This is a genomic window from Pelomonas caseinilytica (genome assembly GCF_021353235.1).
Classification (GTDB): domain Bacteria; phylum Pseudomonadota; class Gammaproteobacteria; order Burkholderiales; family Burkholderiaceae_C; genus Pelomonas; species Pelomonas caseinilytica.
This window is the reverse complement of sequence record NZ_JAJTWT010000001.1, coordinates 401,287-415,891: the sequence shown is the minus strand read 5'-3', so window position 1 is coordinate 415,891 and position 14,605 is coordinate 401,287. Positions and strand designations below refer to the sequence as shown.

At 73.1% G+C, this 14,605-nt stretch carries 10 protein-coding genes; 8 read left to right on the top strand and 2 right to left on the bottom strand.

The genetic code is table 11. The features are described 5' to 3' along the window. Position 1 precedes the first annotated feature (1 nt). On the bottom strand, positions 2 to 871 hold the full coding sequence (locus tag LXT12_RS01910) for a hypothetical protein (protein ID WP_233388913.1): 870 nt from the start codon (positions 869 to 871) through the stop codon (positions 2 to 4). Between the two features lie 232 nt (positions 872 to 1,103). Here LXT12_RS01910 and LXT12_RS01905 point away from each other — a divergent pair, with 232 nt between their 5' ends. The 8 genes from LXT12_RS01905 to LXT12_RS01870 all read left to right on the top strand — a co-directional run bounded on the left by LXT12_RS01905 (position 1,104) and on the right by LXT12_RS01870 (position 13,231). After that, entirely contained in the window at positions 1,104 to 1,697 is a 594-nt protein-coding gene (locus LXT12_RS01905) for a winged helix-turn-helix domain-containing protein (RefSeq protein ID WP_233388911.1), read from the top strand. A 235-nt stretch (positions 1,698 to 1,932) separates the two neighbouring features. Beyond that, the gene (locus LXT12_RS01900) at positions 1,933 to 3,000 is read left to right on the top strand and encodes an efflux RND transporter periplasmic adaptor subunit (RefSeq protein WP_233388909.1); all 1,068 of its coding nucleotides are present in this window, start codon (positions 1,933 to 1,935) and stop codon (positions 2,998 to 3,000) included. Beyond that, positions 3,000 to 6,101 (top strand): efflux RND transporter permease subunit, encoded by a 3,102-nt coding sequence (locus LXT12_RS01895; protein ID WP_233388907.1) that lies wholly within the window; start codon positions 3,000 to 3,002, stop codon positions 6,099 to 6,101. The genes LXT12_RS01900 and LXT12_RS01895 overlap by 1 nt, the downstream gene beginning before the upstream one ends. Beyond that, positions 6,094 to 6,396: a DUF3240 family protein gene (locus tag LXT12_RS01890; RefSeq protein WP_233388906.1), complete on the top strand. Its 303-nt coding sequence runs from the start codon at positions 6,094 to 6,096 to the stop codon at positions 6,394 to 6,396. The genes LXT12_RS01895 and LXT12_RS01890 overlap by 8 nt, the downstream gene beginning before the upstream one ends. After that, a complete protein-coding gene (locus LXT12_RS01885; protein WP_233388904.1) occupies positions 6,393 to 7,634 on the top strand; it encodes a TolC family protein in 1,242 nt (413 codons plus the stop codon). The genes LXT12_RS01890 and LXT12_RS01885 overlap by 4 nt, the downstream gene beginning before the upstream one ends. A gap of 67 nt (positions 7,635 to 7,701) precedes the next feature. Beyond that, positions 7,702 to 8,358, top strand: coding sequence for a response regulator transcription factor (locus LXT12_RS01880; RefSeq protein ID WP_233388902.1), 657 nt, complete (start codon positions 7,702 to 7,704; stop codon positions 8,356 to 8,358). A gap of 193 nt (positions 8,359 to 8,551) precedes the next feature. After that, a complete protein-coding gene (locus LXT12_RS01875; RefSeq protein ID WP_233388899.1) occupies positions 8,552 to 9,853 on the top strand; it encodes a sensor histidine kinase in 1,302 nt (433 codons plus the stop codon). An 87-nt stretch (positions 9,854 to 9,940) separates the two neighbouring features. Further along, complete coding sequence (locus LXT12_RS01870; protein ID WP_233388897.1) at positions 9,941 to 13,231, top strand: hypothetical protein; 3,291 nt, start codon at positions 9,941 to 9,943, stop codon at positions 13,229 to 13,231. Between the two features lie 25 nt (positions 13,232 to 13,256). Here LXT12_RS01870 and LXT12_RS01865 read toward each other — a convergent pair whose 3' ends face one another. After that, on the bottom strand, positions 13,257 to 14,555 hold the full coding sequence (locus LXT12_RS01865; protein ID WP_233388895.1) for an MFS transporter: 1,299 nt from the start codon (positions 14,553 to 14,555) through the stop codon (positions 13,257 to 13,259). Positions 14,556 to 14,605 lie beyond the last annotated feature (50 nt).

Sequence of the window (14,605 nt, the reverse complement as noted above, 5' to 3'; positions counted from 1 at the left end):
CTCAATAGACGTGGACCGCCACGATGTGCACGACGGCGCAGACCACCATCAGGTACACGAAGGGGATGTGCAGCACATGCCAGAGCTCGAAGAGCCGCGTCGCGCGCCCGTACTGCGCCACGCGCAGCGCGCCGGCATAGGCCTCGGCGATGGCGGCCAGGCTGTGCGTCCTCTCGCCGCGGCGCTCCAGCCGGCGCAGCGCCTTGCGGACGGCATGCAGCTCAGCCCGCCGCCGCCAGGGCAGCAGCACGAAGGCCTCGAAATGACCCGCGAGGTCATGCCCCGGCCGTGCGGCGAGCTGCCGGGCGGACGTGGCGAAGCGGTGCAGCGGCGCGGTGACCGTGGGCGTGTCGCTCCAGACGGATTCCCCGCGGGCCTCCGCCACACCCAGGCCCTGCAGCAGGCGGCCGAGTTCCTCATGCTCGCCGTTCAGGCCGCGGTGGGTCAGCAGGTAGAGGAAGCGGCCGACGACGCCGCTGCCGGCCACGATGAGCATGCTCCACAGCGCCACGCCGGCGTTCAGTGAGCCGATGCGAAAGCCGGAGTGCAGCAGGATCAGCAGCGGCCCGGCCACGCCCAGCACCATGTGGACGACGAACCAGGGCTTGGCGGAGCCGAGCTGCTGCAGGGCGCGCACCCGTTTGCGCAGCGGATATGCAAAAAGTAACAACATCGCCACGCCGCCGGCGATGCCCAGGCCATAGCCCAGGTCCGAGGTCGCCTGCAGGTTTGCCAGCCGCACGACCACCCAGGCCGCGGCCACCAGCAGGGCGATGGCAAGGCTGATCCAGCCTTCGCCCAGGGAGTAGCGCCCACCGCGTGTTGCTCCGCCCGACTGGCGTGGGGAGCTTGTAGTTGTCATTTCCGCCATGCCTCAAGGGTGTCAGTGGCCTCTTATGGCCACATGAAGTACGTAATGAAATGTTGCTGCGCTTGAAATCTTGGGCGGACGTTGGCCGTCCCGGCTGAAGCCCGCCTTAAGCTGGCTGTCGGGAGCCTGCGAGCCTTCGGATTGCGCGAAGTTGCACCGGCTTGGTTCATGTCCGCTTAAGCCTCCCCGCCAAAGCTCGCGGCCCATGCGGACGAGCGGCGGACACCTCCTGATGCTGGCTGTGCACGGCATGCCGGCCGAGGCCTGCGCGCTGCTGAGGGCGTTGGCGGCCGCGCGCGGCTGGTACGTGCGTTGCGACGAGCGGCCCGCGCCGCGCGTGCAAAGCGGCGACGTGGTCGTGGCCATGGCCGCCCAATGGCAAGCTGCACCCCAGCGCCGCCGCCCGCGCGGCCTGCTGCTGCTGGCGCCGCCGCCGGGCGACGACGCGCAGCAGTTGCCGGAGCTGCCGGGCGACGTGCCCGGCGCCGTCCTGCCCTGGCCCTGCGAGGCCTCTGCGCTGCTGGACCAGCTGCTGCAGCTGCTGGCGCCCGCGCCGCTGCAGCTCGACGCCGCCAGGCGCGCGGTGTGCCACCGCGGCCAGACGGTGAGGCTCACCCCCAAGGAATGCCGCATCCTGCAGGTGCTGCTGGCCCACGCCGGCCAGGCGGTGGCCCGGGAGACGCTGGAGGCCGAGCTGCACGCCTGGGGCCAGGAGTTCGAGAGCAACACCCTCGACGTGCACGTCCATCGCCTGCGGCACAAGCTGCCCGATGCGGGCATCCGCGCGGTGCGCGGCTACGGCTACGTGCTCATCGCGCGGCGCTGAAGACGGCCGCAGACCTAACGACAAGAGTGCTTGCCTGCCCGGCCGCTTCCGCCGGGGCTTCAGCCGTGCTTAAGGGCTGGCTTCCACACTCGAATTTCCACCCCCTGATGCCACCGGACCGACCCGTTTGGCAGGCCGGCGCCGGCATCCCTGCCGAGCGCGACGCGGCAATCCAGGCCTGATTTGGAGTACGCCTGTGTTTTCTCTTCGTCGGCGCAGCATTTGGCTCGCCCTGGTGTCCGCCCTGGCGGGCGTGGCCGCATCCGCATCCGCGGCGCCAACAGCGGAATTCGCCGTCGACCCGGCGCAGTTGCAGGCGCTCGGCGTCGCCACGCAGAAGCTGACGGCGCCGTCGACTGCCGTCGGCGCGCCGTCGCCGGCCCGGGTCGTCCTGCCTCCCGAGCTGGACACCGTGGTCAGCGCCCCCGTCGACGGCGTCGTGACGCAAGTCCTGGTGAGCGCGCAGGACGCGGTCAGGCCGGGCCAGCCCCTGCTGCGCCTGACCAGCCCCGCCCTCGGCGAGATGCAGCTGCGCCTGATGGAGGCCGGCACCCGGCTCCAGCTGGCCCGGCAGACGCTCGACCGCGAACGCCGCCTGTTCGACGAAGGCATCATCCCGGAGCGGCGCGTGCAGGAGGCCCAGGCCGCGCAGCGCTCCGCCGAGGCGGGCCAGCGCCAGGCGGAGGCGGCGTTGCGCCTGGCCGGCGTGGGCGACGCGACGATCAAGCGCGTGGTGGCCGGCGGCCCGTTGGACGATGCCCTGACGGTGCCGGCGCGCGCCGCCGGCTGGGTGACGGCGCTGGAGGTGCGCCCCGGCCAGCGGGTCCGCGAGGCCGACGTGCTGGCGCGCCTGGCCAACCCGCGCGAGGTCTGGCTGGAGGCGCAGCTGCCGGTGGGCTCCGCGGTGGCGGCGGGCCAGCCTGTTGCCGTGGTGGGGCGCGACGTGTCGGCGGTGGCGCAGGCGCTGGGGCCGCTGGTGGGTGAAGGCCAGACGCAGACGCTGCGCGCCCGGGTCACCCGCGGCGCCTCGCTGCTGCGGCCGGGCGAGGTCGTCCAGGTCAACGTGTCGCGCACGGCTGGCAGCGGCTGGGCGCTGCCCCAGGCCGCCGTGGTCCATCACGAGGGCCAGGCCTATGTCTTCGTGCGCGGCGCGCGCGGCTTCGTCGCGACGCCGGTGCAGCTGCTCGGCGGCGCGGCCGGCGTCGCCCAGGTCACGGGCGATCTCAAGGCCGGCCAGGAGGTGGCCGTGCGCGCCGTCGTGGCGCTCAAGTCGGCCTGGCTCGGCCACGGCGGGGGCGAGTGATGCTGGCCGGTCTCGTGCAATTCGCGCTGTCGCAGCGCCTGTTCGTGCTGCTGGGTGCGGTGTTGCTGGGCGGCTTCGGGTGGTGGTCCTTCCGCGACCTGCCCATCGACGCCTTCCCCGACGTCTCCAGCACCCAGGTCAAGATCATCCTGAAGGCGCCGGGCATGACGCCCGAGGAGGTCGAGACACGCATCGCCGCGCCCATCGAGGTGGAGATGCTCGGCATCCCCCGGCAGAAGATGCTCCGCTCGGTCTCGAAGTACGGCATCGTCGACGTGACGGTGGACTTCGAGGACGGCGTCGACATCTACTGGGCGCGCCAGCAGGTGGCCGAGCGCCTGTCGGGCATCCAGGGTGAGCTGCCCGCCGGACTGAGCGGCGGCATGGCGCCGATCACGACGCCGCTGGGGGAGATGTACCAGTTCACCGTCGAGGCGCCCGACATGAGCCTGGAGGAGCGCCGCGCGCTGCTGGACTGGGTCATCCGCCCGGCCCTGCGCACCGTGCCCGGCGTCGCCGACGTGAATGCGCTGGGCGGCAAGGTCCGCGCCTTCGAGGTGGTGCCCGACCTGGCCCGGCTCGCGGCCCTGGGCCTGTCGACGGCGTCGCTCAAGACGGCCATCGAGCAGAACAACCGCAACGACGGGGCCGGCCGGCTCGGCGACGGCGACGAGGTGCTGCTGGTGCGCGCCGAAGGCAACCTGCGCACGGCCGACGACGTGGCGGCCACCGTGGTCACGCGGCGCAATGGCGTGCCGGTGCGCATCAGCGACGTCGCCGAGGTGCGCCTGGGCAGCCTGACGCGCTACGGCGTCGTCACCAAGGACGGCAAGGGCGAGGCCGTGGAGGGCCTGGTGCTGGGCCTGGCGGGCGCGAACGCGCGCAAGGTCGTCGAGGGCGTGGCCGGCAAGCTGGCCGAGCTGCAGGCCACCCTGCCCAAGGGCGTGGCGCTCAAGCCCTTCTACAACCGCGCCCAGCTCGTCGACAAGGCGGTGGGCACGGTCTCCAAGGCCCTGCTCGAGGCGACCGTGCTGGTGCTCGTGCTGCTGGGCGCCTTCCTGGGCAACCTGCGGGCGGCCGTCACCGTGGCCCTGGTGCTGCCGCTGGCCGCGCTGTGGACCTTCATCGCCATGCGGCTGTGGGGCATGTCGGCCAACCTGATGAGCCTCGGTGGCCTGGCCATTGCGCTGGGCATGCTGGTGGATGCGGCCGTCGTCGTGGTCGAGAACGTGGTGCAGCACCTGGCCCACGAGCCCGCGGCCGGCCGCCTCCCGCGCCTGCACGTGCTGCTGCGCGCGGTGCGCGAGGTGGCCTCGCCGGTGGCCGCCGGCGTGCTCATCATCGTCACCGTCTTCCTGCCGCTGCTGACGCTGCAGAACCTGGAAGGCAAGTTCTTCGTGCCGGTGGCCCTGACCATCGTCTTCGCGCTGGCCGGCTCGCTGCTGCTGTCGCTGACCGTCATCCCCGTGGTGGCGAGCCTGCTCATCCGCCAGGCCTCTCACGGGGAGCCCTGGCTGGTGCGCCAGCTGCAGCGCCTGTATGCCCCGGTGCTGGGCCTGGCCCTGCGGCGCGAGAAGGCGGTCTACCTGATCGCCGTGCTGCTGCTGGCGCTGGCCGCGGCCGTCTACCTGCGCGTGGGCAAGACCTTCCTGCCCACCATGGACGAGGGCGACCTCATCGTCGGCATCGAGAAGCTGCCGTCGATCGGCCTGGAGGAGTCGGCCGCGCTGGACCTCAAGCTGCAGCAGGCGCTGCTTGCCCGCATCCCGGAGATCCAGGGCATGGTGGCCCGCGCGGGCGCCGACGAGATCGGCCTGGACCCGATGGGCCTGAACCAGACGGACACCTTCCTCGTGCTCAAGCCGCGCCACGAGTGGCAGCTCGCCGACAAGGACGCGCTGATCGCCCGCATCCGCGAGGTGTTGGACGGCATGCCCGGCATCCGCTACGCCTTCACCCAGCCCATCGACATGCGCGTCTCCGAGATGATCCTCGGCGTGCGGGGCGACCTCGCGGTCAAGGTGTTCGGCCCCGATCTCACGGTGCTCAACGAGCTGGCGGGCCGCATCGAGACGGTGCTCAAGACCGTGCCGGGCAACCGCGACGTCTACACCGTGCGCAACGACGGCGTGCAATACCTGCGCGTGGTCGTCGACCGGCTCGCCGCCGGCCAGCACGGCCTGACGGTGGAAGACGTGCAGGACGCCCTGCGCGCCCAGGTCGAAGGCCAGCGTGCCGGCCAGTTGATCGAGGGGGTGAGGCGCACGCCCATCCTGCTGCGCGGGCCCGAGTCGGTGCGGCTGTCGCCGGCCGAGTTCGAGGCCCTGCAGATCGCCACGCCCGACGGGCGCTCGGTGCCGCTGCGCAGCCTGGCCACGCTGTCGCGCAGCGGCGGGCCGGTGCAGGTCAACCGCGAGCTCGGCAGCCGCTACAGCGTCGTCATCGCCAACGTGGAAGGCCGCGACCTGGTGGGCTTCGTGGAGGACGCGCGGCAGAAGGTCAGCGAGCAGGTCAAGCTGCCGACCGGCTACCGGCTGAGCTGGGGCGGCCAGTTCGAGAACCAGCAGCGCGCGGCGGCGCGGCTCGGCCTCGTCGTGCCGCTGGCGCTGGGCATCATCTTCATCATCCTGTTCTCCACCTTCGGCTCGTTGCGGCAGTCGCTGCTGGTGCTCAGCAACATCCCGTTCGCCCTGGTGGGTGGCGTCATCGGCCTGTGGGTCACGGACGAATACCTGTCGGTGCCGGCCTCGGTGGGCTTCATCGCGCTGCTGGGCATCGCCGTGCTGAACGGCGTCGTGCTCGTCAGCTACTTCAATCAACTGCATGCCGAAGGCCTGTCGCTGCAGGAGTGCGTCGTGCAGGGCTGCCAGCGGCGCCTCAGGCCGGTGCTGATGACGGCCTCGATCACGGCCTTCGGCCTGATCCCGCTGCTGCTGGCCACGGGCCCCGGCTCCGAGATCCAGCGGCCCCTCGCCATCGTCGTCATCGGCGGCCTCATCACCGCGACCGCGCTCACGCTGGTCCTGCTGCCCGTGCTCTACCTGCGCCACGGCAAGCCGGCCCCCGCCGGCCTCGCCACCCCGGAGATTGCCCATGAGTGACTGCTGCCTGCACCTGCTGTGCCCGCTGGCCGTCGAGGAACGTGTCGTCGACCTGCTGCTCGCCCTCGGCGAGTCCGGCGTCTTCACCAGCGCGCCCACCCATGCCCACGGCTTCGCCCACGGCCGGCTGAATGCGGCCGAGCAGGTGAGCGGCCGCAGCCGCGCCAGCCTGATCCACCTCGTGCTGCCGGCACGGGAGGTCGACGGCCTGCTGGCCGAGCTGAGCCGCGAGCTGCCCCACAGCGGCGTGCGCTACTGGGTGACCGAGGTGCAGCGCCAGGGGGAACTGGCATGAGGCGCATCCTCACGGCCGGCCTCGGCCTGCTGCTGTCCGCGGCGCTGCAGGCCCAGCCCGTCGCCACACCGGACTGGCTGCCGGGCACGGCCCAGGCGACGGCCTGGATCGAGGGCGATGCCAGCGTCGCCCTGGCACGCCATGGCACGGCGGCGGCAGGGCATGCGGCGCAGGCCCTGTCCGCGGGCCCGCATGAGTGGGCCCTGCGCCTGCAGGCCCAGCGCCGCCAGATGCAGGACGGCGGCTCGCCGTCGCGCGAATGGCAGGCGCACCTGGAGCGGCCGTTGCGCATCAACGGCAAGGCGGCGCTGGACACCCAGCTCGGCGACACCGAGCGCGAACTGGCCCGCGCCCTGCTCGGCGAGGCCCGGCATGAATCGGCGCGGGCCCTGGCCGAACTGTGGATCGGCGAGCTGGCCGCCCGCCGCCGCGAGGCCCTGGCCGCCGCCCAGGTGGGCCTGGCCGAGGCCAACCTCGCTGCCGTGCAGAAGCGCCGCCGCGCGGGCGACGCCGCCTTGCTGGACGAGCAGCAGGCCCGGGCCGACCTGGGCGAGGCGCAGCGCGAGCAGGCCCTGGCGCGCACCGTGCTGGCCAAGGCGCGTGCGGCGCTGTCCACCCGCTTCGGGGCCGAGTTGCCGGCCGATGCGGCCCTGGGCGAGGTCGGCGAGCCGGCGCTGCCCGAGGCGGCATGGCATGCCCGCGTCATGGAGGAGTCCGACGCGATCAAGGCACGCGAGGCGGAGCTGCGCCGCGCCCGGCTGACCGCCGCCCGCGCCCGGGCCGACCGGGTGGCGGACCCGGTCGTGGGCGTCTTCACCGCCAGCGAGGCGCGCGGCAACGAGCGGCTGCTGGGCCTGAGCCTGACGCTGCCGCTCGGCGGCACCCATCGCGAACAGCAGTCGCTGCGGATGGCCCGCGAGGCCGACATGGCTGAGGCCGCGCTGGAGCAGCTGCGGCGCGAGGTCGACCTGCAGGCCCGCGAGGCCTGGGCCGATGCCGAGGGCAGCCGCGAGCGCTGGCGCCTGAGCCGCGAGACGGCGCGGCTGGCTGGCGAGAACGCCCGCCTGGTGCAGCGCGCCTATGCCCTCGGCGAGGCCGACCTGCAGACCCTGCTGTCGGCCCGCCGCCAGGCCGCGCTCGGCATGACGGCGGCGCTGGAGGCCCAGGCCGAGGGGCTGCGCGCGCAGGCGCGGCTGCTGATCGACGCCCACCAGGTGTGGGACCTCGAGCATGACTGAGCGGGCGGCCGATGCAGGAACGACACTTCGGGGTGGCGTCGGGTGACGCCATCGCGATGAGGACGACATGCGTTTGCTTTTGCTAGAGGACGACGCCACGCTCGGCGAGGCGCTGAGCGGCTTCCTTCGACTGGAAGGCCATGTGGTGGACTGGTTCCAGCGCCTCGGCGATGCGCGGGCCGTGATGGGCGAGCCCTTCGACGTGCTGCTCATCGACTGGCAGCTGCCCGACGGCTCCGGCGTGGACTGGGTGCGCCAGCTGCGGGCGCAGGGCCGCACCATGCCCATCTTCGTGCTGACCGCGCGCGACCTGCTGCAGGACCGCATCCACGGCCTGGACAGCGGCGCCGACGACTACCTGGTCAAGCCCTTTCCCCCGGAGGAGCTGGTGGCGCGGCTGCGCGCGGTGCGCCGGCGGCAGCTGGCCCAGGGAGCGCCCCGCCTCGGCCTGCCCGGCGGCGTCAGCGTCGATCTGCCGGGCCGCGCGGTGTGGCGGGATGACGTCCAGGTCGAGCTGACGGCGCGCGAATGGTCGCTGCTGGAGGCCCTGGCCTCGCGCGCCGGTCGCGTCGTGACACGCTCCGAGCTGGAGTCGCTGTCCCAGGGCTTCGACGGCGACGCCAGCAGCAACGTGCTGGAGGTCCATGTGTCCAACCTGCGCCGCAAGCTCGGGCGGGACCTCATCGAGACCGTCCGCGGCCTGGGCTACCGAGTGCCGAAATGAGCGCAGCGCAGGGCCGCCCCCAGCAAGCTCGCTCCCGCCTGGCGGGAGTAAGCCCGGACTTGAGATGCCCTGAGGGCATCTCATGCCTGGCGAACGCCTGGCCGATCCGTCGGACAGGCAAGGCCGCAGGCCGAAGGGTGCCCCAATGACCACGCCCCGGGTCTTCCCTTCCTTGCGCAGGGAACTCCTGCGCGTGACCACCGCCGTCGCCATCGGCTGGCTCATCGTGCTCGGCTTCACCGTGACCTGGGCCGCCCGCCATGAAGTGGACGAACTGCTGGACGAGGCCCTGCGCGAAGCGGCCGAGGTCATGTACGGCGTGCTGACGACCGCGCCGCAGCTGGCGGACAGCGGCAGTTCGCTGCCGCAGGTGCTGCCCGCCCCGCCGCACGACGAGAAGTTCGTCTGGCAGCTCGTCGACGCCCGGGGGCGGGTCATCCGCCGTTCACACAAGGCCCCGGTCACCCCCCTCAGCGACGTGACGCGGACGGGCTGGTTCGACCATGCCGGGCAGTGGCGGGTGTACGGCGTGTCCGTGGGCGGGGAAGCGCCACAGATGCTCTACGTGGCCCAGGTCGGCGCGGAGCGCAACAAGGACCGCCTCGAAGCCATCAGCACCGTGCTGCTGGCCGCGCTGACGGTCAGCCTGCTCTGGGCCGCGCTGCTTCGCCAGCGCGTCGACCGCGCGCTGCGCCCGCTGGTGCAGCTGACCCGGCAGATCGAGACCTACGACCCGCTGCGGCCGGCGACCGAACCGGCGGCGGGCCACCGCGAGGAGACGGCGGCCATCTCGGAGGCGGTGCGCTCCCTGGGCCGCCGGCTCGCTCACAAGGTGAGGTTGGAGCAGGCCTTTGCCGCCTGCGCGGCGCACTCGCTGCGCACGCCCCTGGCGGGCATGGATGCGCAACTCGCGCTCGCCCAGCGCGAGCCGGCCGACGCCGTGCCGCAGCGCCTGGAACGCACCCGCGCCGCGCTGACGCGGCTGACGCGGGTGGTGCAGTCCCTGCTCGCGCTGTTCCGCGCCGGCGAGGACTGGGGCCTGGAACTGCGCCTGTGCCGGCTCTCGGAGCTGGTGGCCGAGATCCCGGTCGAGGGGCTGGCCGTCACCGTCGAGGCGGACGTCGACTTCATGGCCGACCCCAACCTCGTCACCATCGCCCTCGTCAACCTGCTGGACAACGCCGTGCGGTTCAACGCACGCCACGTGCGGCTCTACGGCTCGATCGACTTGCATAACGTCTGCCTGCGCATGCAGGACGACGGCACCGGCATGACGGAGGCGCGCTGGCAGGAAGTGCAGAAGGCGCTCAAGGCGGAGGAGGTGGGTTCCGGCCTCGGGCTGGGGCTGCGCCTGGCCACGCTGGTGGCCGAGGCCCACGGCGGGCAGCTCAGGCTGCCCCGGCCGCTGCCTGACCAACTGGGTTTTCTCGTCGAGCTCTGGTTGTCGACTCACCTTCCGGCCAACGCCGGCACCGAACGGGGCCAACCAGGCTGAAGCCGGCCGGTTCCGCGATTTTGGGGATGACCGGCGCCTGCCGGCTGCCTAGAGTGCGCCGCCATCACCAGACCGAAAGGGGCGGGCATGGCGTGGGTCGAGACGATGCTGGGCACCGGGCCCGCCATGGCGCAGGAAGACGACCGCGGGACCGAGGTCATGAGCTGGCTGGCGGGCGGCACGGTGCTGGTGGCCCTGGTGTTGTTCGCGCTGGCCCAGTCGCTGCGGCTGCCGGCGCACTTCGGCGTCGAGGATTGGCTGGGCTGGAAGAACCCGGCAACGCTGGCCCGCACGCTGGACGCCTGGCGCCTCGTCCACGGCCATGAGCGCATCCCCGCCGCCACCGCCTACCTGCTGATCGACACGGCCCTCTTCATGCCGTTGTATGGCCTGGCCCTGTTGTGGGCGACACGGCAGCTGCGGCAGACGCTCAAGGGCGGCGGCTTCGCGGGCTTCATCGACATCCTCTACGCCCTGGCGGTGCCGGCGCTGCTGGTGCTGTGGGGCCTGGACCTGATCGAGAACCTGGGCGGCTTCACCCGCCTGGGCGTGAGCATCGGCTGGGGCCTGGCCGCCCTGGCGGCGGCCCTGACGGCCTTCTGGCTGATGCGGCGCTGGGCCCGGGACCCGCAGACGGGCAGCGGCCTCGTGGCCATCGCCTGGCTGACCGTGGTGCTGCTGCTGGCGGGGTTCGCGTCCTATCACATCGATGCGGGGCAGCCGGCCACGCCGAGGCCTTTCGGCGGCTGGGCGCACGAGGGCAAGCGCTGGGCCACGCTGGCCGCCCTGGCGCCCCTGGCCGGCCTGTGGCTGGCCTGGTGGTTCGGGCTGGACCTCGATCCGCGTGCGGCCGACCGTCCCGGCGAGATCCGCTCCGCCTGCCGCCAGGTGGCGATGGGCGTCATCGGACGCAGCCGTTACGTCCTGGCCCTGCTGGGCCTGTTCGCGGCCTTCACGCTGATGCTGGATCAATGCCGGGACGTGCTGCTGGCCCTGGCGACGGCGGAGTTCAGCTGGTGGTGGCTGTTCATCATGGCCGTGGGCGCGATGGCGCTGGGGATGCTGTCGCACGCCTGCTGGCGCTGGGCGCGCCTGATCGGCCGCATCAAGCGCAGCGGTTACGACGTCTCGGGCCTGGATGGCGTCGCCGCCTGGGCCGGCGAGTGGGCACGGACCTGGGCACGGCTGCTGATGCTCCTGCCCCTGCTGCTGACGCTCACCCTCATCGCCAATGTCGCCGGCGATGCCGTCATCGCCGCCAAGGACCACGAGCCCCCCGGCGGCCTGCTCTGGACCCAGGCCAAGCTGGCCCTGTTCGCCCTGCTCATCGTCGCCTTCGCGCTGTGGCTGCTGCACCAGAAGCGCAAGAAGGCCCTGAAGCGCCCGCAGGACTACTACAACAGCGTGGAGGACGTGCGCATCCTGCTGCACGATCCCGACTGCCCGCCGACGGCCCTGCGGCGCGCAGCGCAGGCGCCGGCCGAGACCACGCCGCCACCCGAGGCGCCAGCCCCGGCATCCATCGCCCGGCTGCGCCATCCCGTGCGCCTGCTGGGCGAGGTCGTCGACGTGCTGGCGGCCCCCGTGCGCCAACCCCTGTTCGCGCTGGCCATGCTGGGCGTGGTGAGGGCCTGCATGCTGCTCGACCCTGACATGACGGCGGCCGCGCCGCCCGCCCTGGCCGTGCTGGCCCTGTCCATCGTGTGGTGGCTGGGGCCGCTGGGGCTGATCGCGATGTCGGAGCAGCGCGCGGTCTTTCCCTGGGGGTTGCTGCTCCTCCTGGTCGCCGGCCTGGTCGGCTTCTGGTCGGACAACCACACGCTGCCGGCGCTGGTCATCGACGATCTCGCCGCGGTGCAGCCGACGCTGCAGGCGCTCGCCCGCGTCGCGCTCGCCGGCTTCACGCTGCTGGCCGTGCTGGGCGGCCTGGCCTGGCTGATCCTGGCGCTGCGGTCGCGCGACCTGCTGCGGCTTCTGCGCCGGCGAGTCGACCCCGAACGCCGCCATCGCGTGGCGGACTACTGGCGCACCGGCCTGTGCCTGGGCTGCCTGGTCCTGCTCTGCGCCGGGCTGATCGGGCTCGACCGCTGGGCGGCCAGCGCCATGCCGCAGCCTGCCGCCACGGCAGCCGAAGGCGAGGCGGCGCTGGCGGCGCCCGGTGCCGACCCCGTGCTGCTGGTGGCCAGCGAGGGCGGCGGCGTGCGGGCCGCCTACTGGACGGCCATGGTGCTGGCCGAGGTGGCGCGCACCAACCCCGGCTGGGACGGCCGCATCGCGGCCATGAGCGGCGTTTCCGGCGGGTCCATGGGCATCGCCGTCTGGCGCGCCTGCGCCCGCGACCCCTCGCATGCGCTCGACAGCCAGGGCAGGCGCCCCGGCCTGGAGGACTGCATCAGGAAAGGCTTTCGCGACCTCGACCCCCTCTCGCCGCTGCTGGCCGGGCTGATGTTCGAGGACGTGTGGATGCGGCTGCTGCCGACCGACACGCTCTGCCATCCCGACAGCGGCTGCGGCATGCGCAGCCGGGCCATGGCCTTCGAGCGCGAGTGGATGCGCGCCTTCCAGGGCCTGGCCCAGCCGCTGGGCATGCGGCGGCCCGGCGAGCCCGACCTGCTGTTCAACAGCACTGTCGTCGAAAGCGGCAACCGCGGCGTGCTGAGCACCCACCGCTTCGATGGCAGCGGCCTGCCCGGCGCCGAGGACCTCCTCGCCTCGGGCCGCATCCCGCGCTCGCCGGCCCTCGTCACCGCGGCCCATACGTCGGCACGCTTCCCCGGCACCAACCCGCTGGCCTCGCTCCCGCACCAGGCTTCGGGTCCGGCGGCGGCCCATCTGGTGGACGGCGGCTATCACGACAACAGCGGCACGGCCAGCGTCGCCAACGTGCTGGCCCTGCTGCGTGCGACCGGCCCCGAGCGGCGTGTTCAGCTGGTGCTCATCCGCAACGGCCAGGTGCCCACGCGCTGCCTGCCCCAGGCCATCGAGGAGAACGGTGACGAGCCGCCGGAAACCTGCTTCGACCACAACAACTCCGACGACCGGGAGCTGCTGCCCCCTCGCGACGCCCAGCGGCTCAAGCTGTATGCCGACCTGTTCGGCCCCGCCGTGACCGTGCTGAACAACCTCGGCACCGGTGCCCACGGGCGCGAGCCCGTCGCGGCGCTGGCCGCCCTCGCCGCCAGCGCCCCGCTGCAAGGCGGCATGGGCTGCGGCCCGGCCTCGGCCGTCTGCCTGCTCGACCAGATGGAAGACGCCTCCCTCGTGCCGCTGGGCTGGTCGCTCTCCGAAGCGGCGCGCACGGCCATGGACACGCGCGCACGCGACCGAGCCGAGCAGGTGCGCTGCCGCCTCGCCGGCGGCTGCCCCGGGCAACCGTAGCGGCTTGCCGCGGCCCCTGGCGCGCTCAGGAGACGTGAGGGTGCAGCGCGTCTCTCTGCGCGAGCGCGGGGAAAAGCTTGAACCACAAAGCCACCACCGCCAGCACCCCGAAGCCGCCGAGCAGCACGGAGCCCACGGGGCCGAGCAGGGCGGCGGTGGCGCCCGATTCGAACTCGCCCAGCTGGTTGCTGGCGCCGATGAAGACCGAGTTCACCGCGCCGACGCGGCCACGCATCTCGTCGGGCGTTTCCAACTGCACCAGCGACTGGCGGATGACGACGCTGACCATGTCGGCCGCGCCGCTGACGGCCAGCACGACGAAGGCCGGCACGAAGGAGCGGCTCAGCGCGAACGCGATCATCGACAGGCCGAACACCGCCACGGCGCCGAGCAGCCACAGCCCGGCGCGGCCCGCGATGGGGCGGCGCGCCAGCCACAGGCCGACGCCCACCGCGCCCAGCGCCGGCGCCGAGCGCAGCAGGCCGAGGCCCGCCGGGCCGGTGCCCAGGATGTCGCGGGCGAAGATGGGCAGCAGGGCCGTCGCCCCGCCCAGCAGCACGGCGAACAGGTCCAGCGAGATGGCGCCCAGCACCACGGGCCGCTGGCGGATGAAGCGTATGCCCGCCGTGAGCTGGGCGAAGCCGGGCGAGGCCCGCCGTGGCGCCACCGGCCGGTGGCGGATGGTCAGCACCGCGAAGACCGCCGCTGCCAGCATCGACAGCGACACCCCGTAGACGACGGCGGCGCCCCAATGCGCGGCGGCGCCGGCCGAATCGCCCTGGCCCAGTCGTCGCGCCGTCCAGGGGCCTAGCGCGTAGAGCGCGCCGCCCAGGGCCGGGCCCGCGATGATGGCGGCCTGCATGGTGGAGCTGGCCGCGGCCACGGCGCGCGGCAGCAGGGCGGCCGGAACCAGGGCGGGCATCAGCGCCTGCTGGGCCGGCATCTGCAGGGCTCGGGCGCAGCCCAGCACGACGGACAACAGCAGGATCAGCGGCGCGCCGATCCAGCCGCCGCCGCTGGCCAGGCCCAGGCAGCCCGCCGTCAGCAGTTGCAGGGCCAGGCTCAGGCACAGCAGCAGGCGCCGGTCGTGCTGGTCGACGAGGTGGCCGGCCGGCAGGGTCAGCAGCAGGGCGGGCAGGAACTGGGCCAGGCCGACGAGGCCGAGGTCCCAGGCACTGCCCGTCAGGTCGTACATCTGCCAGCCCAGCGCCACCATCAGCATCTGGTTGGCCGCGCCGCCGGTGATGCGCGCGGCGAGCAGGCGCAGGTAGTCGTGCTGGTCGCGCAGCTGGAGCGCGGCGGAGGCGGGGAGGGCGGTGGTCATCGGCGGGGCGCAGGCCCGATTATCCCGGCCGGCGTCATTGGGATTGGTGG

What these genes read in the sequence shown, in the direction of transcription:
- LXT12_RS01870 (WP_233388897.1), top strand. Translation starts at nt 9,941, where the DNA reads ATGGCGTGGGTCGAGACGATGCTGGGCACCGGGCCCGCCATGGCGCAG.
- LXT12_RS01910 (WP_233388913.1), bottom strand. Translation starts at nt 871, where the DNA reads ATGGCGGAAATGACAACTACAAGCTCCCCACGCCAGTCGGGCGGAGCA.
- LXT12_RS01890 (WP_233388906.1), top strand. Translation starts at nt 6,094, where the DNA reads ATGAGTGACTGCTGCCTGCACCTGCTGTGCCCGCTGGCCGTCGAGGAA.
- LXT12_RS01880 (WP_233388902.1), top strand. Translation starts at nt 7,702, where the DNA reads ATGCGTTTGCTTTTGCTAGAGGACGACGCCACGCTCGGCGAGGCGCTG.
- LXT12_RS01885 (WP_233388904.1), top strand. Translation starts at nt 6,393, where the DNA reads ATGAGGCGCATCCTCACGGCCGGCCTCGGCCTGCTGCTGTCCGCGGCG.
- LXT12_RS01895 (WP_233388907.1), top strand. Translation starts at nt 3,000, where the DNA reads ATGCTGGCCGGTCTCGTGCAATTCGCGCTGTCGCAGCGCCTGTTCGTG.
- LXT12_RS01865 (WP_233388895.1), bottom strand. Translation starts at nt 14,555, where the DNA reads ATGACCACCGCCCTCCCCGCCTCCGCCGCGCTCCAGCTGCGCGACCAG.
- LXT12_RS01905 (WP_233388911.1), top strand. Translation starts at nt 1,104, where the DNA reads ATGCTGGCTGTGCACGGCATGCCGGCCGAGGCCTGCGCGCTGCTGAGG.